This is a genomic window from Aeromonas sp. sif0611 (assembly GCF_019218845.1).
In the GTDB taxonomy this organism is placed as follows: Bacteria; Pseudomonadota; Gammaproteobacteria; order Enterobacterales; family Aeromonadaceae; genus Aeromonas; species Aeromonas media.
Map to the genome: position 1 here is coordinate 95,757 of NZ_JAHUWU010000008.1, position 19,249 is coordinate 115,005.

At 65.1% G+C, this 19,249-nt stretch carries 16 protein-coding genes; 9 read left to right on the plus strand and 7 right to left on the minus strand.

The window, feature by feature from the left end:
- Nucleotides 1-141 precede the first annotated feature (141 nt).
- Nucleotides 142-1,455: a sodium-dependent transporter gene (locus KW824_RS17300; RefSeq protein WP_218410450.1), complete on the plus strand. Its 1,314-nt coding sequence runs from the start codon at nt 142-144 to the stop codon at nt 1,453-1,455.
- A 34-nt stretch (nt 1,456-1,489) separates the two neighbouring features.
- On the opposite strand, the gene KW824_RS17305 is transcribed toward KW824_RS17300, so the two are convergent.
- The 3 genes from KW824_RS17305 to KW824_RS17315 form a co-directional block, all read right to left on the minus strand.
- Nucleotides 1,490-3,115 carry a hypothetical protein gene (locus tag KW824_RS17305; protein ID WP_218410452.1) on the minus strand — a complete coding sequence of 542 codons (1,626 nt, stop codon included), beginning with the start codon at nt 3,113-3,115 and terminating at the stop codon, nt 1,490-1,492.
- A gap of 200 nt (nt 3,116-3,315) precedes the next feature.
- Nucleotides 3,316-3,780, minus strand: a complete 465-nt coding sequence (locus KW824_RS17310; RefSeq protein WP_218410454.1) for a hypothetical protein — start codon at nt 3,778-3,780, stop codon at nt 3,316-3,318.
- Between the two features lie 29 nt (nt 3,781-3,809).
- Nucleotides 3,810-5,183, minus strand: a complete 1,374-nt coding sequence (locus KW824_RS17315; protein ID WP_218410456.1) for a PLP-dependent aminotransferase family protein — start codon at nt 5,181-5,183, stop codon at nt 3,810-3,812.
- Between the two features lie 116 nt (nt 5,184-5,299).
- Here KW824_RS17315 and KW824_RS17320 point away from each other — a divergent pair, with 116 nt between their 5' ends.
- The 4 genes from KW824_RS17320 (at nt 5,300) to KW824_RS17335 (ending at nt 8,864) form a co-directional block, all read left to right on the plus strand.
- Nucleotides 5,300-5,896 (plus strand): LysE family translocator, encoded by a 597-nt coding sequence (locus KW824_RS17320; RefSeq protein ID WP_218410458.1) that lies wholly within the window; start codon nt 5,300-5,302, stop codon nt 5,894-5,896.
- 115 nt (nt 5,897-6,011) lie between these two features.
- On the plus strand, nt 6,012-6,602 hold the full coding sequence (locus tag KW824_RS17325) for a LysE family translocator (protein ID WP_139439688.1): 591 nt from the start codon (nt 6,012-6,014) through the stop codon (nt 6,600-6,602).
- A gap of 118 nt (nt 6,603-6,720) precedes the next feature.
- On the plus strand, nt 6,721-7,413 hold the full coding sequence (locus tag KW824_RS17330; protein ID WP_043128389.1) for an aspartate/glutamate racemase family protein: 693 nt from the start codon (nt 6,721-6,723) through the stop codon (nt 7,411-7,413).
- A gap of 236 nt (nt 7,414-7,649) precedes the next feature.
- Nucleotides 7,650-8,864, plus strand: a complete 1,215-nt coding sequence (locus tag KW824_RS17335) for an aldose 1-epimerase family protein (RefSeq protein ID WP_218410460.1) — start codon at nt 7,650-7,652, stop codon at nt 8,862-8,864.
- 93 nt (nt 8,865-8,957) lie between these two features.
- On the opposite strand, the gene KW824_RS17340 is transcribed toward KW824_RS17335, so the two are convergent.
- Nucleotides 8,958-10,748, minus strand: coding sequence for a long-chain fatty acid--CoA ligase (locus KW824_RS17340; RefSeq protein ID WP_218410462.1), 1,791 nt, complete (start codon nt 10,746-10,748; stop codon nt 8,958-8,960).
- Between the two features lie 180 nt (nt 10,749-10,928).
- Between KW824_RS17340 and KW824_RS17345 the strand changes: the two genes are divergently transcribed.
- The gene (locus KW824_RS17345; protein WP_218410464.1) at nt 10,929-11,471 is read left to right on the plus strand and encodes a thioredoxin family protein; all 543 of its coding nucleotides are present in this window, start codon (nt 10,929-10,931) and stop codon (nt 11,469-11,471) included.
- 94 nt (nt 11,472-11,565) lie between these two features.
- Here KW824_RS17345 and rimI read toward each other — a convergent pair whose 3' ends face one another.
- Nucleotides 11,566-12,015 carry a ribosomal protein S18-alanine N-acetyltransferase gene (gene rimI / locus KW824_RS17350; protein WP_218410514.1) on the minus strand — a complete coding sequence of 150 codons (450 nt, stop codon included), beginning with the start codon at nt 12,013-12,015 and terminating at the stop codon, nt 11,566-11,568.
- Between the two features lie 98 nt (nt 12,016-12,113).
- Nucleotides 12,114-12,548: a DNA polymerase III subunit psi gene (locus KW824_RS17355; RefSeq protein WP_256351413.1), complete on the minus strand. Its 435-nt coding sequence runs from the start codon at nt 12,546-12,548 to the stop codon at nt 12,114-12,116.
- A gap of 223 nt (nt 12,549-12,771) precedes the next feature.
- Here KW824_RS17355 and KW824_RS17360 point away from each other — a divergent pair, with 223 nt between their 5' ends.
- Both KW824_RS17360 and viaA read left to right on the plus strand, forming a co-directional pair.
- Complete coding sequence (locus KW824_RS17360; protein ID WP_218410466.1) at nt 12,772-14,379, plus strand: ATPase RavA domain-containing protein; 1,608 nt, start codon at nt 12,772-12,774, stop codon at nt 14,377-14,379.
- Nucleotides 14,380-14,467: 88 nt separating this feature from the next.
- On the plus strand, nt 14,468-15,922 hold the full coding sequence (viaA, locus tag KW824_RS17365) for an ATPase RavA stimulator ViaA (RefSeq protein WP_043128383.1): 1,455 nt from the start codon (nt 14,468-14,470) through the stop codon (nt 15,920-15,922).
- Between the two features lie 24 nt (nt 15,923-15,946).
- On the opposite strand, the gene KW824_RS17370 is transcribed toward viaA, so the two are convergent.
- A complete protein-coding gene (locus KW824_RS17370; RefSeq protein WP_218410468.1) occupies nt 15,947-16,951 on the minus strand; it encodes a sensor domain-containing diguanylate cyclase in 1,005 nt (334 codons plus the stop codon).
- A 188-nt stretch (nt 16,952-17,139) separates the two neighbouring features.
- Here KW824_RS17370 and KW824_RS17375 point away from each other — a divergent pair, with 188 nt between their 5' ends.
- On the plus strand, nt 17,140-19,014 hold the full coding sequence (locus KW824_RS17375) for a GGDEF domain-containing protein (RefSeq protein ID WP_218410471.1): 1,875 nt from the start codon (nt 17,140-17,142) through the stop codon (nt 19,012-19,014).
- Nucleotides 19,015-19,249 lie beyond the last annotated feature (235 nt).

Genomic DNA, 19,249 nt, shown 5'->3' on the forward strand with positions numbered 1-19,249 from the left:
TGACCCTGCACGCGCACTCAGTCTGAATGTTCATTGCAAAGGTCGCCCCCGGGCGGCCTTTTTGTTGCAGCCCAGTTGTTGCGACCCAGGTTGCACTTACCCATGGAGTATCGATTCGATGTTGTCTTCCCCGGAGGTTGTATGAGCCAGGTTCAGTGGTCTTCCCGTCTCGGTCATGTGCTGGCGGCGGCCGGCACGGCCATTGGCCTTGGCGCCATCTGGAAGTTTCCCTATGTGACCGCCACCAATGGCGGTGGCGCCTTCCTGCTGGTGTTTCTGCTGTTCAGCTTCACCCTGGGGGTCGCGGTGCTGGTGGGTGAGACCCTGCTCGGCAGCCGCAGCCAGCGCGGGGTACTCGGCGCCTTCCATCGGCTGGTGGGGCCGAACTGGCGCTGGATGGGCTACATGGGGATCCTCTGCGGCTTCTTCATCTACAGCTTCTACAGCGTGGTAGGGGGCTGGACCGTGGGCTATGCGGCGCTGGCGATCGGCGGGCAGCTCAACCTCAGCGAGGGCTCGGCGCTGACCGCCCTGTTCAATGGCTACGTCAGCCATCCCTGGTGGCCTGTGCTGACTCATCTGGTCTTCGCCGGGCTCACCTGGTGGTTCGTGCAGGGGGGCATTCAGAAGGGAGTGGAGCGGGCGCTGCGATGGATGATGCCGGCGCTCTTCATCATGATGCTGCTGCTGGTGGGGGTGGGTCTCTCCATGCCGGGGGCCATGGCCGGGGTGCGCCAACTGCTGCTGCCGGACTTCTCCATGCTGACCGGCCAGAGCGTGCTGGATGCCCTGGGGCTGGCCTTCTTCTCCCTCTCCATCGGCCTCGGGGTACACACCACCTATGGCGCCTATCTGCCCAATAGCGAAGGGGTGCTGCGCTCCGGGGTCTGGGTGGTGACCCTGGCGAGCCTTATCTCTGTGCTGGCGGGGCTGATGATCTTCCCGGCGCTGGCCTCCACCGGCATAGACCCCACAGCCGGCCCGGGTCTCACCTTCATGACCATGCCCGCCGTGTTCAGCCACCTGCCGTTCGGCCAGGGGCTGGGGGTGGTCTTCTTCCTGCTGCTGCTGGTGGCGGCGCTCTCCTCCTCCATCTCCATGCTGGAGCACCTGGTGCGCTTCACCTGCGAGGAGTGGGGCTGGTCGCGCCGTGGCGCTTGCCGGGTGCTGACCCTGCTGATCATGGCCTCCGGCATTCCGGTGAGCCTGTCGTTCGGTCCCTGGGCCGACTACACCCTGTTTGGCAAGACCATCTTCGACTTGCTGGACTACCTCACCTCCAACCTGATGATGCCGCTGTTCGGTCTGGTGTTGACCCTGCTGCTGGGCTGGCGGCTGGGGGATACCATACTGCCTGCCGGGTTGTCGCCGGCCCTGCGTCTGTGCCTGCTCTGGTGCTGGCGACTGGTGGCGCCGCTCTTGATCGCCGGTATTCTGGTGCGGGGTCTGCTCTAGCCGTTGCCCCGTGGAGGCGCTTGGGCTCCCGACCTTAGTGAGGTGTGAGAGGAGGAAGTTTGGGGGCCAGGTGAGAGCGGATCTGCCGCAGCGTCTCCTGATAGGCGTCGGCATGCTGCCCCTGGAACGCGGCGCTGTGGTTGAGGCGCCGCTCAAGCCGGTCAACCAGTTGGGCGACCCCGGGAGCCGGCATGCCGCTCGGCCAGCACAGTTGCAACAGCGTCAGCAGTTGCCAGGCATCCCCCGGCAGAGCGGGAAACTCCTCCAGCAGGGTCAAGCCATATTGGATGGCCACCTGATGCTGCCCGGCAGAGATGGCCTCTTGCCGCCCCTGGCGCAGAGAGGCCAGGCGCTGTTCGCGGTGCTCCAACTGCTGCCCGAGTTCGGTGATCACCAGCCTGAACAGCCGCTGGAGCAGTGGGGAGGGCGCCACCCTGGCCTGATGCTGGCTGAGCTGTGCCAGATAACGCCGGGCGTGCTGGGGCAGGCCGCAGAACTGGCTGACGGCAAAGCCGAGCAACTGGTTGAGGTGATGGTCCCGCGCCGCCTCTGGCGGATGTCTGGCCAGCAGCACCAGGGCCTCATCGAAGCGATAATCCAGGCCCAGCATCAGGGCTTGCAGCAGTGCGGCCTCGTGGTCACGCAGGGTCGTCGCCTGGCCGAGGTTGTCACACTCCTGGCGCAGCGTGGCTATCCTGGCCGCTGTCGGGTTGTGCCAGAGCACCGCCAGACTGGCGCTCAGGATGACATGCTCGATGGATATCCGGAATCTGTGCTCGGAAAAGAAACGCAGAGTGAGGCTTCTGGCCTGCTCCAGCGCCTTCCCCTCCTCTTTGAGCAGCAGTGCCAGCAGGATACCAACCTGGCGCCACTCCGGTTGCCAGGGGTACTTGCGCAGCAACTGCGCGAGCGCGGCCCAGGCCGGTTCCCATTGTGCTTCGTGTAGCAGGCAGGCGAGGGATAGCTCCTGATAAATGGCGGCAGGAAGTCGTGCCTGATTGCGAGCCAGATCCTTGCGGGCACTCTCCAGCCTGTTCAATCCGAGCAGGGCGAGGCTCAACCCCTTGCGTGGCCACCAGGCGTCGTGTTCCGTGGTGCACATGGCGTAGTGCTGGGTGGCCTGGAAGTGATCCTGATCCTGCAACAGCATGTATCCCTTGACCCTGTCTATCTGCGGCCCCAACCCCTTGTGCCGCGAGTGCTGATAGAGCAGATCCTCGCATCGGGCACAGGCGTTGCGCCACTCCCTGAGGGCCATGGGCGTGGCCAGAGGCCGCGTCAGCTCGATCAGCATCAGCAATTCACGCAGGCCATTGGTCAGTTGCTCCGTGGTGAAGGGGACGGGCAGGCGCAACGGGAAATAGAGGTCGGAAGGGGGGAATTGGCCGGCGTCATCCTCCTCGCCCAGCAACCACAGCACGCAACCCGGCGCGAGCAGGCCCAGATAGTGCGCCTCATGGAGCAGACGGATCCCGTCATGGGCCTGATGCTGATACTGGCGGCAGATGATGGCATCAAAGGCGTGTTTGCCGAGGAGGGCGGGCAGGGTCGCGAGCTCCTTGCAATGGCGCAGTTGGGATGCGTTCACCCCCAGCTCGCCGAGCCCCTGGGAGAGGGCCGAGCTGATCATGGCATCGTCTTCGATCAGGAGGATCTGCATTCTTGACGCTCCTTCGCTGACTGGGATGTGGCCAGGCGTGTGAAAACCGGATTCAAAGATGGCCCCACTGTCGTCCGAGAGAGGCGACGGGGTCAATACCCCACTTGGGTCAGTGACAGGGCGCGTGGAAGATAAGCCGCCATAGGGCGGGGGTCTTCATCCGGTCAGGCCTTGCCGCAGGCCGGGATGAGGGCGGGACCCTACTGCAAACCGGGTCCCTTGGCCGAGAAGGGACAGTCGCGCTGACGGATGAGCCGATTGCCCTGCTGCCCGTGCCCCTGCCAGGCGAGCTCGAGTTGGCCGAGACGACCGAGGTGGCGCAGCTCGAACTCGTAGCGCAGGCAGGGGTTGTCCGTGGGCAGCCGGGTCATGGACGCCGGCAGGCGGTAGTCATAGCGCAGCAGGGGGCCGTCCTGCAGCTGGCTCTGGGCGGGCACCAGGCCCTCCGCCGTGGGGGAGGGAGCACTCAGGTAGCGGCGCAGGGTCAGGGGGGCGTCGATGGCCCTCTGATAGTGGAGCCCGTTCATGGCGGCGAGCTCCTCCTCCAGCCGCTGCAACTCCCCCTCCAGCCCGCTCAGCGCCGCACCCAGCTGCTGATGGCTGGGCGAGGCGCAGCCCCCCAGCAACAGGATCATGAGCAGCAGGGCGGGGCGGACGGGCAGCATGGTCACTCCTTCGGGATCAGGGCCACAGACTATAGCAGGGGATTGGTGGGCGGCGTGCCCCGTAGCAGCCCGGCGAGGCGCTCCAGCCCCTCGGCGACGCGGGCATCGGTGGCGGGCTGGCTCAGGCTCAGGCGCACCCCTTGCGGGGCGGCAAACTGGCCGGCGGCGAAGTGTTCTCCGCTCGCGACCCCGACGTCAAGGGCGTTGGCAGCCTCGGCGAACTCCTGGCTGCGCCAGGGTTCGGGCAGCGGCAGCCAGGCGTGCATGGCGCCCGGTTGCCAGCGGGCCCCCGGCAGCAGGTGACGCAACAGCTCCCCCCGACGTGCCAGGACTCGTCTCTGCTGCTCGATGAGCGGCATGATCTGGTGCTGGCTCACCAGCTTGCAGGCCAGTTCGATGAGCAGGGGGCTTACCATCCAGCTCGACAGCCGCATGGCCTGGGCGAAGCCGTTGCGAAGGGAGGGGGGAGACAACACGAAGCCGACCCGCAGGCCGCCGCAGGCGATCTTGGCCAGGCTGCCGAGGTAGATGACTCGCTCCGGCGCCAGGTTGACCAGGGGCGGGAGCGAGACCTCGGGCAGCAGGCCGTTGACGTCATCCTCGACGATCAGCAGATCATGGCGGCGGGCGATGGCAACTATCTCCTCCCGCCGCGCCAGGCTCATGGTGGCGGTGGTGGGATTCTGCAGGGTAGGGGTCAGGTAAAGCAGCTTGGCCCGCCGCTGGCGGCAGGCGGCCTCCAGGGCGGCGGGGATCAGCCCCTCCTCGTCCATCGCCAGCCCCATCACCTGATTCTTCAGCTGGCGCGCATTGCCCAGCATGCCGGGGTAGCTGAGCCCCTCGCAAAAGAGGGTCTCCCCCACGCAGCCGGTGGCCAGCAGGGCCAGCATGATGCCGTGCTGGGCGCCATGGCTGAACAACAGCCTGTCTTCACTTCCCTGAATGCCCTGCGCGGCGAGCCAGTCGACGAACAGCTGGCGCTGTTCGGCACGTCCCGCCTCCTTGTCATAGCCGAGCAAAGCGTTGAGATCCCCGTCCGCCAGTTCGGTCAACATGGGCCTGATGATGGCGGCCCTGTCCAGCTGCACCGGCAGGTTCTGCCACAGCTCGATGCGCTGATTGTCCTCGTTGCGGATCACCCATTCGTTGGCGGGATCCGCCGCAGCCCTGACCCAGGTGCCATGACCCACCCTGGCCGCCAGCAGACCACGTCGCTCGGCCTCGGTGTAGGCGCGGGTGATGGTGCCCACCGTCACCCCCAGCCGGTCAGCCAGGGCCCTGTGGGTCGGCAGTCGGGTCTGGGGGGGCAGGATGCCATCGGCAATGGCCTGCTCGATGGCCTTGACCAGTTTCAGATAGAGAGGGCCTGCGAAGGGGGTGAGGTCGGGCGTCCAGATTGTCATGGTGACAATAAATCCATTGATCCAATATTGTCCCCAATATAGCGTGATATCCAACCTGTTCACAACCCGATAGCTCACATTGTATCGATACAATGTGGCAAGAAAGGAGTCACCTCATGACCATTGAATGGTACGCCACCCTGTTTGGCTTCGCCCTGCTCACCTGCGGCACCCCGGGGCCCAACAATCTGATGCTGACGGCATCTGGCGCCAACTTCGGGGTACGCCGTACTCTGCCCCACCTGATCGGGGTCGCGGTCGGCCAGCCGGTATTGCAACTGGTGTTGGCGCTCGGTTTCTATCCGCTGTTCGAACGCTGGCCTCTGCTCAAGGTGAGCCTGCAGGTGCTGGGCAGCCTCTATCTGCTGTGGCTGGCCTGGCGCATCGCGGTGGCCGGTGCCCCCGGCGACCCGGCAAGTCGTGCCCGCCCGCTGACCCTGCTGGAGGGGCTGGGCTTTCAGTTCCTCAATCCCAAGGCCTGGATGATGGGCATCTCCGCCATCAGTCTGTTCAGCCTGCCGGGGAGCGACTACTGGCCGAGTCTGTGGGGCATCATGTCGGTCTTCCCCATGGCGGGGCTGCCGGTCTGCTTTGCCTGGGTGCTGTTCGGTCATCAGCTCAGCCGCTGGATCAACTCGGACAAGGGCTGGCGCCGTCTCAATGGCAGCCTGGGGGCCCTCACCGCCCTGTGCGTGGTGATGCTCTGGTATTAATGGTTGCCTGATTATTCATGCAAAGAAAATGCATTGCCGACCTTGTCGTCAGGGCTGAGGCTCTGCATATTAGGAGGCTTGCCGCGCTCTTGCCGCACTAAAGGATGAGATTGAGATGGATCTGAACTGGTTGTTCCCCCTGGCGGGCTTTGCCCTGATCACCTGTGGCACCCCCGGCCCCAACAACATGCTGCTCACCAGCGCCGGGGCCGCTCAGGGATTTCGCCGCTCCATTCCCCTGCTGGTGGGGGTGGTGGGGGGCATCAACCTGATGATCCTGGCCACGGCCCTGGGGCTGGGGGTGATGTTCGAGAAGGTGCCGCTGCTGCACGACGGCCTCAAGCTGGTGGGCTCTGCCTACCTGCTCTGGCTGGCCTGGAAGGTGGCCAATGCCAGCGGCCCGGCGGACGGCAGCCGACCGCTCATCCCGGCCCATCAGGGGGCCATGCTGCAGTTGCTCAACCCCAAGGCCTGGATGATGGCGCTCTCCGCCATCAGCGGCTTCACCCTGGCGGGGGAGGCTTACTGGCCGTCCGCCGGCTGGGTGCTCGGCATCTTCTTCGTGACCGGCCTCTACACGGGGGCCTTCTGGGTGCTGTTCGGTGCCCAGGTGCGCCGCCTCATCCGTACCGCCAGAGGCTGGCGTCGTTTTAACCTCGGCATGGGGATCGCCACGGCGGCCTGCGTGCTGATGATCTGGGTTTAGGCCTTGGCCTGAGCCTTTACCGGCTGTCTTGTTGGCCCTTCGGGGCCTTTTTTGTTTCCCCGGCGGCGTGGCATGACGCTTGCGCCGTTCAGTGCCAGCGTGGTGGCAAGGAGGTTTCATGAAATGTATCGGTCTGCTGGGTGGCATGAGCTGGGAGTCCACCGTCAGCTACTACCAGGCGCTCAACCGGGGTGTGCGGGCGCGGCTCGGCGGTCTGCACTCGGCGCGGGTGCTACTCAATAGCGTCGATTTCGCCGAGATAGAGCGGTTGCAACATGCCGGTGACTGGCCCGCTACCGCCCGTCTGCTGGCGGCCGAGGCCCGCGCACTCCAGGCCGGTGGCGCCGATTTCCTGATGATAGGCACCAACACCATGCACAAGGTGGCCCCCGAAATTGAAGCCGCCATCGAGATCCCGCTGCTGCACATCGCCGATGCCACCGCCCGCCGCCTGCAGGCCGACGGGGTGACCCGGGTCGGCTTGCTCGGTACCCGTTTCACCATGGAGCAGGATTTCTACAAGGGACGGCTGGAGGCGCAATTCGGGCTGGAGGTGCTGGTGCCCGCAGAGGAGCAACGGGAGCGGGTGCATCGCATCATTTATGACGAGCTCTGTCTGGGGCAGATCCATGAGCCGTCGCGGGCCGAATACCTGGCCATCATCGCCGGGCTGGCCCAGGCCGGGGCTCAGGCCGTGATCCTGGGCTGCACCGAAATCGCCCTGCTGGTGGGGGAGTGCCAGGCCGCCGTGCCGCTCTACGACACTACCGCCATTCATGCCGACGCCGCCGTGGCGTGGGCGCTGGAGTAGGGCAGAGAGAGACAGAATCCGTGGAGGCGCTGCGGCGTCTCCCCTCCTCTTGCCGTCATCCTCCCCGATCCTGACTGTGAGTCAGCCTGCACTTCAGCAAGCCGATTGACGCTTTTATTGTCAAACGGCTCACATTTCCTCCTTTTGTCCCTTGAGTCCGACGCGTCGGACGCCTAGGTTTCGATCACTGAAACGATTCAGCTTTCACCAAAAACAAGAGACACGAGGATAAAGCCATGTTGAAGAAACTCTCCATTGCCGTGCTGCTCGCCCTGGGCGCGAGTTCTGGCCAGGCCGCCGAATTCTTGCTGACCGACGCCCAGCAGGGACTGGATGTGGGGGACTGGAAGATCACCAGCGACAAGCTGGGGATCAAGAGCCCGGTACCCTTCTCCGTCGAGAAGAAACGCTTGCACGGCGGGCGTCAGGAGGGGGTGGATCTGCTCATCGTCGACAACGGGGTGATGAAGATCACCCTGGTGCCGACCCGTGGCATGGGGATCAAGGAGGTCAAGGGGGCCGATCTGCGCCTGGGTTGGGATTCCCCGGTCAAGGAGGTGGTCAACCCGGCCTTCATCGATCTGGAGAGTCGCGCCGGTCTGGGCTGGCTCGATGGCTTCAACGAGATGCTGGTACGCTGCGGCTACGAGTGGACCGGTCACCCCGGGGTGGATGACGACGGCCGCCTCAAGAGCCTGCACGGCCGGGTGCAGAACATACCGGCGTCCGTGGTCAGCGTGACAGTGGACGAGGAGCCGCCCTACGCCATCCACGTGCGGGGCCGGGTGGACGAGCGCACCTTCAAGATGAGCGAGCTGGTCACCTGGACCCAGCTGAGCGTGGTACCCGGTCAGGCGGAATTTGCCCTGCAGGACAAGCTGACCAACCACGCGGACTACGAAAACGAGTACCAGATCATCTATCACGGCAACTTCGGGGCGCCGATCCTGGAGGAGGGGGCACATGTCAGCACGCCGGTGAAGCAGATCTCTCCGTTCAACGACTACGCCAAGGCGGGACTCAAGGGCTGGCAAACCTATCTGGGGCCCACCAAGGGCTTCGACGAGATGGTGTTCAACCTGGTGCCCTACAGCGATGCCGAGGGCAATACCCTGGCGGTGCTGAACAACAAAGCGGGCAGTGCCGGGGTGGCGGTGGGTTACAACACCAAACAGTTACCTGTGCTGACACTCTGGAAGAACACAGACACCCGGGCCCAGGGCTATGTGACCGGCATAGAGCCCGGTACCAGCTATGCCTACAGCACCAAGTACCAGCGCCCGCTGGGGCTGGTACCCAAGATCCAGCCGGGGGAAACCAAGACCTTCGACCTGACCTATCGCCTGCTGCGCAATGGGGAGGAGGTGAAGCAGGCCCTGGCCCAGGTGGACAAGATCCAGGCCGGCCGTCCCACCGAGCTGCGCGAGCAACCCCTGGTCAAGCTGCCCTGAGTGGCAGGCAGACAGCAAAAAGCCGCTCCATGAGCGGCTTTTCTTCATGCCAGATGAGGGATCAGCCGTGGCTGGACTCAGACATGGCTGTGCTCAGACATGGCTATACATGGCCTCGATCTCGCTCTGGTACTTGGATTCGATGATCTTGCGGCGCAGCTTCATGGTGGGGGTGATCTCCCCGAGCTCCATGGAGAAGGCGCTCGGCAGCAGGGTGAACTTCTTCACCTGCTCGAACTTGGCCAGCTCTTTTTGCAAGTCAGCAATCCGTGCCTCGAAGAACTCCACCACCTTGGAGTGGCGCAGCAGCTCGGTCTTGCACTGGTACTGCAGGTTGATGGAGCGGGCATACTCCTCCAGGGACTCGAAGCAGGGGACGATCAGCGCCGAGACGAAGTGGCGGGCATCGGCGACGATGGCGATCTGCTCGATGAAGCGATCCTTGCCCAGGGTCCCCTCTACCAGTTGCGGCGCCACGTACTTGCCGTTGGAGGTCTTCATCAGCTCCTTGAGGCGCTCGGTGAAGTAGATGTTGCCCTGGTCGTCGAGCTCGCCGGCATCGCCGGTACGCAGGAAGCCATCCGCCGTCATCACCTCGGCGGTAGCGTCCGGCTTGTTGTAGTAGCCGCGCATCACTGTCGGTGAGCGCACCAGCAGCTCGTTGTTCTCGCCGAGTTTGACCTCTATGCCGTCCATGACGGTGCCGATGGAGCCTAGCTTGAACTGACTGTCCTCGTAGCAGCAGACGGTGGCCGTGGTCTCTGTCATGCCGTAGCCGTATTTGAGGTTGAGCCCCATGGCCTGGAAGAAGAGGTTGACGTCGTCCGCGAGGCGAGCGCCTGCCACCGGCAGGAAGCGGGTGCGGCCGCCGAAGCGGGCACGCAGCTTGCGAAACACCAGCCGCTCGGCCAGAGCCAGCTGCAGGTAAAGCAGGGGGGAGGCGGACTTGCCGGCCTGGCGGGTGGCGACCATCCGCTTGCCGACCCCGGTGGCCCAGCCGAACAAGGCGCGGCGCAGGCGCGGTGCCTGGGCAACTTTGGCCTGGATCATGGCGTAGGCCTTCTCGTAGAGACGTGGTACGGCGCACATCACGGTCGGCTGCACCTCGCCAATCACTTCCATCACCTTCTGCGGATCGCGGATATAGACGTTCTCGGCGCCGCAATAGAGCACGTAGTAGCTCCAGGCGCGCTCGAACACGTGGCTGAGCGGCAGCATGCAGAGGGACACGTCCTGCTCGCCAAGATCCAGGCGGCGGTCGTGCATCTCGAAACAGGCGGCGATGTTGTTGAAGTCGAGCATGACTCCCTTGGGTTCACCCGTGGTGCCCGAGGTGTAGATCAGGGTCAGCAGATCATCCATGCGGTAGTGCTGCTCGCGCTCCCTCAGCGCCTGCTCGCTGGGCTGATGGTTGCCGGAGACCAGGAAGGTCTGGAAGTGGCTAGCCTGCTCGCAGCCGCGCAGATCGACGGTGCCGTCCAGGGTGACTATCTGGTTGATCTCGCCACTCTTGAGCAGCAGGAGCGCCTGATCGAACTGGGGCTGCTCCCCCACGAACAGCAGCTTGATGCCGGCGTCCTTTACGATGTAGCGCAGCTGTTCGAGCGTGCTGGTGGGGTAGATGGGCACGCTGACGCCACGGGCGGCGAGGATGCCGAGATCGGCCTGGGTCCACTCCGGCATGTTGCGGGCATAGAGGCCGACCATCTCGGTGGGCTGGTGGCCGGCGCGGATCAGCGCCTGGGCGCAGTAGTCCATGGCCTGGCCCAGGGTGCGCCAGCCGATGGCGCGCCATTGGCCATCCTGCTGGACGCGCAGGGCGGCCTTGTTGCCAAGGCGGGCAATACGCTCACGCATCACTCTAACCAGATGAAGCTGCGACATCTAAATCATCCTCAAGTAACAGTTGTGCGCCCGCAGGGGCACTAAAATCGGGGCTGGAGTTTAAACTCTAACATTACAGCTTACAAGTGTGCGCCATTTGTCCTGGATCACAAAGTCGTCAACTCGGGGAGAGTCAGGCATGATAAGGACAAGGGTCGGATTCATTCAGGGAGTAGCGCCATGGGGATCGGGGTCAAGAGTCTGTTGACGGGCATGTTGTTGCTGCTGGCGGGAGCCGGTGCACTCTGGTTTGTCCTTGGCGGATCAGGGGATCAGGACAACCCCTGGCTGAGCGGGGCCGAGGGCTATGAGCAGGCGCAGCGGCTGGCGCTGAGGGAAGGATACCCCTTGCTCTACGTGATAGAGCGCGCCAAATGCCGACGCTGCAAGGCGCTCAATAACGAGCTGTGGCGCGCTCCCGAGATGCAATCCGCCCTGGCGGGGCTGGCCAAGGTACGGCTCAACCCGGATGCGGGGGATGGCAGCGAGCACATACTGCGGCGCTTCCCGCAGGTGGCGACCGCGCCCGGCATCTATGTGCAGCGACCGGGAGAGCCGCTTAGGCCCATCAAGGTGGCGGTGGATATCCAGCAGATCTGGATGCCTGGCGTCACCTATGGCCGCGGCTTCTTCATGCCGCTCTCGGGGGCTGCCTTCGAGGCGGTGCTGAGGGTCACCCTCAGCCTGGAGGATCCTTCCATCGACAATGCCCCCCTGCCCTGAGGGGCGACTGGGGTGCGGGATGAGGGTAGACACGATAAGGGGGCGGCATGCCCCCTTGTCCGTTGTGGATGGCCTCCCGGCCCAAGCCGGGGGATCAGCCGAAGTCGAACAGGCGGGACATCAGCACGGCGTCTTCCCGATCCTGCCCGGTGCCGTAGTAGTCGGCGCGGCGGCAATACTCGGCAAACCCCTCGCTCTCGTAGAGGCCGATGGCGGTGCGGTTGCCCGCCCGCACCTCCAGAAACCAGGCCTCGGCCCCCTTCGCCTTGCTGCGGGCCAGATATTCCTTGAGCAGCGCCCGGCCCAGCCCCTTGCCCTGAAACTCGGGGTGCACGCAGATGTTCATCAGCGAGCTGTCTCCCGCCACCAGATCCGAGATATAGAAACCGGCGGGACGGCCCTCCACCAGCATCAGGCCGTTGAGATAGCGCGGCCCGAAGCAGGAGAGCAGGTTGGCCTGACTCCAGGGCTCCTGGTGGGAGGCCCGCTCTATGGGATAGATGGCATCGAAATCGGATTCGAGCAGGGGACGAAAGCTGGGCAAGAGGTCAGACATGGTTACTCCGGACGGGATTCGGACTTGCGACGGACGGCATGGTCATGCCATGGTCGTGGCTTCAAGGATCTTGGCGGCTGGCCGGTTCAACCGGGCTGGCGCTGCCGGCACTGCTGCCAGAGGGCGCGCTTGTGCGCAGCGCCTGGCTTGAGCGGGCAGACCAGGGCATGGGGCCAGCGCGGATCCGGCGCCGTCAGCCAGAGCAGGGGGGGCGTCACCCCCTCGGGCAGCTCGCCGAGCAAGGAGACCTCGTCCGTGCCTATGCCGAGCCACTGGCAGATATCCCCGAGCAAGGAGGGCGCGGGCAGCGCCTCGGCCTGCAGCCAGAGCTTGCCGGTCGGCATTGCCACCGGCTGGCGTGGGGTCGCCGCATCCGCTGCCGCCGGGGTCACCTGCGGGTGCCGGGTTGCCGCAGCGTCTGCCGGTTGGTCTGGCAGGCCCCTGGCTCTCAGTTGCCAGAGGGGGATGCCCATCCGGGCCAGGATGCGCTGACGCAGTGGGTCCAGCAGGGGATCTTGCATGCGAAGGCTCACTCTTGATCTGCGTTGGGGTAAATTCTGATGCGCAGAGTACACTCTCGCAGGTTTTGCTGCACCCCCTTGCGTGCCGGGATTGTCCCGCCGGGGCCGTGCGATCCCGACCCCGACCGCGGGATGACCAGATTCAACAGACCATGACAGTGAGGCGGGGCCAGAGGCCGGACCCCGTGGACACTATGACCATACCAGCTTCGGAACTGTGCCTATGCCGCCTTTAGCCCAGAATACTGTTCGTGCCACCCCCATCCATGAGCGCCTGCCACGGCTGCTGGCCGCCCTCGGGGAGGGGCTGTATGAGCGCCAGGACGCCCTGCGGCTCGGCCTGCTGGCGGCCTTGAGTGGCGAGAGCGTCTTCCTGCTGGGCCCCCCGGGCATCGCCAAGAGCCTGATCGCGCGGCGCCTCAAGCTCGCCTTTCACGATGCCCGCCACTTCGAATACCTGATGACCCGCTTCAGCACGCCGGAGGAGGTGTTCGGCCCCCTCTCGATCCAGGCGCTCAAGGAGGATGGCAAGTACCTGAGGCTGACTCACGGCTACCTGCCGGAGGCCGAGGTGGTGTTTCTCGACGAGATCTGGAAGGCGGGCCCGGCCATCCTCAACACCCTGCTCACCGCCATCAACGAGCGGCAGTTCCGCAACGGCGACAGCCAGCATCCCATTCCCATGCGGCTGCTGGTGACCGCATCGAACGAGCTGCCCGCCCCGGACAGCGGGTTGGAGGCGCTCTACGATCGCATGCTGGTGCGGATCTGGATGGACAGGGTGCAGGAGAAATCCAACTTCCAGGCCATGCTGGCGAGCAATGGCCAATCCCACCAGAACCTGACGCCCTCGGTGCAGATCCGGGGGGAGGAGTACGAGGCCTGGCAGGCGCAGATCGAGCAGGTGCACCTGCCCGACGCCTGTTTCGAGCTCATCTACCAGCTGCGCCAGCAGCTCGACAGCCAGCTCGGTCACGGCTGCTATGTGTCGGATCGGCGCTGGAAGAAGGCGGTCAGGCTCATCAAGGCGAGCGCATTCTTCAACGGTCGCGACGAGGTCGCCCCGCTGGATCTGCTGCTGTTCAAGGATTGCCTCTGGCACGACGAGGCCTCCCGCACCGCCTTGCTGGAGATGATCGGCGAGTTCTCCCGCCTCTACGGTTACCAGCAACTGGTGCTGACCCGTGAGCTGCTGGCCCTGCGCGAGCGATTCAAGCAGCTCAAGGGGGCCGTCGCCCAGCGCCTCGGCTGCAAGGCGGTCAAGCGCAAGCAGTGGTTCGGTCGCCGCGCCCGCGGCACCGAGTTGCCGCTGGCCAACGCCAAACCCTTCGGCAAGCAGGTGCACTTCCACCTGCTCACCCCGGCGCCCCTGGATGGCGGGGATCCCGAGCGCCTGACCGAGACCCTCACCTTTGATCGCACCCTGCTCTCCCACTGGCACCCCACCGGGGAGGCGCTGGTGGGCTGGCCCCTTGGCAACCCCAAGGAGGGACACTACGAGCTGGTGCTGGACGAGCAGTTGCGGCTGCAGGTGCTGGATGTCCAGCGTCAGCCCGTGCCCCTGGTGCTGGTGGAGCGAACTCCCATCCCCGAGGTGGTGACGGCCCCCTGGCAGACCGAGCTGGGTGAGCTGGCGAGCCAGGTTGTCCGGGTGCAGCAGAGCCTCAAGGGGCAGCGCAGCCTGTTCGATCGTCACCAGCCCCACCTGTTTGTCGGGGAGCACTGGCTGCGCCAGGTGGAGGACAGCTTCTTCGTGCTGAACCGGGACCTGGAACGGCTGGGCGAGGAGCTGCGGCAGTGGCGGGATCGCCTGCCCAGGCTCGATGCCTGATGCGCTCCGGACTGATGCTGGCCCATGAGATGAGCCGCCTGTCATACCCGCAGGATGTCGCCATGCGTCCCTTGCATGGGGAGTGTCCATGCTAGAGATCGGCATGATGGATCTGGGGCTGCTCATCGGTGAGGGGGAGCTGGCGGGGGAGATGGCGCTGCTGCTGGCGTCCACCCCCAAGATCTCCGAATTCCTTAAACGCTCCCCGCTGCAGGGCAAGCTGTTGAAAAAACGCATCCAGACCTGGAGCGAGCAGCTCGGCGAGGAGATGCGCCACAAGCCGGTGCCGGTGGCGCTGGAGCAGGAGTACCTGCTCTATCAGGCCCACAGATTGCTGTCCCTGCCCGAGCTGGTGGGGCGGCTGCCGGCCCTGCTGGAGGCGCTGGAGCAGCACAGCCCCTTCGCCGGGGATGCCCGCAGCCTGGTGCGCCAGATCATGGTGCAGCCGACCGAGGGGCTGCGTCAGCTGTTTGTGGAGAAGTGGCGGGCCAGCCTGGTGGGCAGCCTGCTGCAGTTGCAGCAGCAGATCGCCGAAGCGGAGCGGGAGAAGCAGCGCCAGGAGATAGAGGATCAGCTGCTGGCGAACCGGACCCTGGCCGATGCTCTGGATCCGCACCAGATCTCCGCCGGGGGACTCTGGGATCTGGCCCAGGGCAGCTGGCACAAACGCAGCCTGGTGCTGGTGCAACAATATGCCCGCATGTTGCAGCGCGAACCCCTGCTGGGGGAGATCGCGGCCCTGCTGGGGCGCAGCGAGCGGGATCGGCGGACCGACGCCCGGACGCTGCCCCCTGTGCCCATGCATGAGCTGGAAGAGGTGCAGACTGACGACGTACCTGACGATCTGGTGGGGGTGCACCCGGCCAGCGATCTGATGCGCCTCTTGCCGAGCGAGGCCGTGATGCTGGCCCTGCCGGAGCTGGAACTGGAGTTCTATCGCCGCTATCTGGAGCGGCGCCTGCTGAGTTATCAGTCGCGGGGCACATTGCCGCGCCAGCGCCTGATGCAGCGCTCCCCGGAGCAGGGCGGGCAGGAGGTGCAGCCGCGGGGGCCCTTCATCGTCTGCGTCGATACCTCGGGCTCCATGGGGGGCTATCCGGAGGAGTGCGCCAAGGCACTGTTCCTCGCGCTGCTCAAGGTGGCGATGGACGAGAAACGGGGCTGCTATCTAATGTTATTTTCCACCGAGGTGGCGACGCTCGAGATCACCGCCGACACCGGGCTGGACAAGGCGGAACGCTTCCTCTCCATGAGTTTCCACGGCGGCACCGATCTGGTGCCCTGCCTCGAGCAGGCGCTGGTACAGCTGGAGCAACCGGATTTTGCCAGGGCCGACGTGCTGGTGATCTCCGACTTCATCGCCCAGAGTCTGCCCCATGCCCTGCTCGATCGGATGAACCGGCGGCGAGCGCAGCAGACCCGCTTCCACGCCGTCGCCATGTCCAGACACGCAAAATCGGCGATCCTGCGGGTGTTCGACAACAGCTGGCTGCTGGACTGCGGTCTGCGTGGCCGCCTGCTCAGGCGCTGGCAACGCAGCTAGGGACGGGCTGGCGCCGCTCCGGTGTCAGATGCCGGTCCTGTGATAGAGACCCCGTTCGTTGACCTGATCCTGATCCAGCAGCGGCTGGCCGCTCGGCTGGGCGATATGAAATCCCCGCTTGCCGCTACGTTTGACCCGGTACATGGCCTGATCGGCCCGGGCCAGCGCCGTGCTGAAATCATCCTGGGGCCGAATGGCGGCTATCCCCATGCTCAGGCCCACGGCCGCCTCCCCATTGGGCAGCTCGAACGGAGTGGCGATGGCATCGATGCATTGACGGGCCAGGTGGCTGGTGCGGGGATCCTCGCTCGGCCAGGGCAGCAAGAGCACGAACTCATCCCCCCCGAGCCGACCCAGTCTGACCTCCTCGCCGCAGCAGTGGCGCAGCCGCTGGCTGAGGGCCACCAGCAGCTCGTCGCCGGCGCGGTGGCCCAGGTTGTCGTTCACCTGCTTGAAGTCATCGAGATCGATGAAGCAGATGGCCCTGCATTCTCCGGGGAACTGGCGGTGCAGGGCGGTGCGATTGAGCAGGCCGGTGAGGGGATCCCGGTGTGCCAGCTGGGCCAGCTGCTGCTCGTACTCCTTCTCGTGGGTGATGTCGATGTGGGTGCCCATCACCCGCAGCGGGTTGCCCTGCTCATCCCGCTCCACCACCCGACCCCTGTCCAGCACCCAGGTGGTCTTGCCATCCTTGGCGATCATCCGGTGCATCACCTGATAGAAGGGGCTCTTGCCCTCCAGATGGTCGAAGAAGGCCTGCAGCACCCGCTCCCTGTCTTCCGGGTGCAGGTGTTCACGCCAGGTGTCGAAGTGGGCCGACAGCTCCTTGGGCTGATAGCCGAGCATGGATCCCCAGCGCCGGTTGAAGATGATGAGCTTGCCGGTGGGCACATGGTTCTGCCAGATGCACAGGCCGGTGCCGTCCATGGCGGCATCCAGCTTCTCCCGTGCGTCATCCGCGATGCGTTTGAGGCGCTCGTTCTCCAGCAACAACCTGTCGTAAGCCTCCCGCAGCTCCTCGTAGGTCATTCATCATCCCTTCCCTTGTATCAGTTCGCTTATAGTCGATGCAGACTTTCCTTCTGTAAAGAATGAGATAGCGGGAGTGAGCGCTGACACGGCAATGAATGCCGTGGCTGTGCGCCCATGGCAAGCAGGGATATGATTGAGGCGATGGGCACGGCGTCCGGGCCATCGAACGGGGAGACTGAATCAGCATGAAGATCCTGATGGGCGTTAGCCTGCTGTTATGGCTGGGGGTGACACCCGCCTTGGCGGTGCCCCCCCGGCTGACCGAGCCCGCGTTGTCCCAAGAGCTGCAGCAACTGGAGGATGATGCACCGCCCCTGCTGGCGTATCGCGCCCGTGTCGCCGCCCTGGTTGCCCATGTCGATGCCTATCCACCCGAGGTGCAGGGACGCATCGCCCGGTTGCAGTGCTGGGCCCAGCCGAGCGAGCGGGACGAGGAGTTCCTGCGCGCGGTGCAGTTTGCCGATCGGGCGCTGACAGAGGTGAGGGGCCGCAAGGACAGGGTCGCCGAGAGCGGCCTGCTCGCCTGCCGCGGTTATCATCAGCAGTTGCTCGGCAACATGGACGAGGCGAGGCTGGACTACGCCGCCGCCCTGACCCTGGCGCGCAGGCTGGGGGATGAACGGCAGCGGGCCGACATCCTCAACCTGCGGGGGGAGATGTACTCCTACCAGGGGGAGCTGGCCGAGGGGCTGATGGAGCTTATCGATGCCCATCGCCGTTACGAGGCCCTGGGGCTGGAGAGCAAGGGGCGCGAGGTGCTGGCCAGGATCGCCAATGCCTATCGCAGGATGGGGCTCTTCGAGCGGGCCGAGGGCTATTTCCAGGAGCTGGAGCACGACTACCGGACGCTGGGGGATGTCGAGCGGCTGGTGGATATCCACACCCAGCAGGGACTGCTCTATATCGACACGGCAGAGTACGACAAGGCGCTGCCGCTGATGGTGGAGGCCGAGCGCTACTATGAGGCGCAGCAGCAGGACGGGGTGCTGGCCTGGAGCAGGATAGAGCTGGCCACCATCCTGCTCAAACAGGGCAAGACGGCGCAGGCCATGGCCAAACTGGAACAGGCCGCCACCTTGCTGCATCGGGGGGAAGGGGCAGACAGCGTGACTCTGGGCCATTGGCACATCGTCATGGCCACCGTGCAGGATGCCATGGGCAAACCGGCCGAGGCGCTGCGACACCTGGACGAGGCCGAGCCGATTTTTGCCCGGGAGCAGAACCTGCGCTTCCTTGCCTGGGTGCACGAGGTGCGCGCCCGGGTGCTGGAGCGTCAGGGACGGGTCGGGGAGGCCCTGACCAGCCTCAAGGCCTTCGTGCAGACCCGTCATGCACTGGATCAGCGGCTGCGGGAACAGCGGGCCCTGCAGATGCGCTTCGAGTTCGATCTGGCGCGCAAGGAGCTGGAGAACCAGACCCTCAGAGCCCAGCAGCAGTTGCAGGCCGAAAAGTTCAAGCAGTTGCAGGAGCGACGCTACTGGCAATATCTGGTGGTAGCCCTGCTGCTGCTGGTCATGGGGATACTGGTGATCCACCAGCGGGGCCGTACCCGCAAGATGCAGCGCCTCGCCATGACGGACGAGCTGACGGGCATCCACAACCGGCGCCAGATCCAGGCCAAGGGGCGCAAATGGTTCGCCCAGGCGCGCGCGAGCGGCAAGCCGTTGTGCGTGCTGCTGCTGGACATCGATCACTTCAAGAGGGTCAACGACCGGCTCGGCCATCAGGTGGGGGATAGGGTGCTGACCGCCGTGGCCCAGTGCATCGAGGAGCAGGTGCGCAGCCTGGATCGGGTGGGGCGCAACGGCGGCGAGGAGTTTCTGGTGCTGCTGCCCGACACCGATCTGGAGGAGGCGGCCGAGGTGGCCGAGCGGGTGCGGCTCGCCGTCTCCCGCCTCGTCATCGAGGGGGTGCCTGAAGATCACCCCATCCACGTCAGCATAGGCTGTGCCGAGTACAGGACTGAGGATGACAATCTCGGGGAGCTGATCCGCCGTGCCGACGAGGCCATGTACGCCGCCAAGCTGGCGGGGCGCAACCGGGTGGTGAAGGCGGCCTGATCCCGAACCGCCCTTCAGCCCCCTCATGCCGGGCTGGGTATTTTTCACTCGCGCGGGTATAATGTCGCGCAATTTTGCTTTGACTCAGGCGAGAAGGCCCATGTAACGCAGCGCTCCTCCTTTTTCCACCTGCGGGTTCCATGACCCGGCTGCGTGGCGTCGTTGTCTGCATGGGAGCCCTGATCCCAAGGTGCTGTCCCGCATTTATTCCCACGGTGGCTCCAGGCCGCCGCTC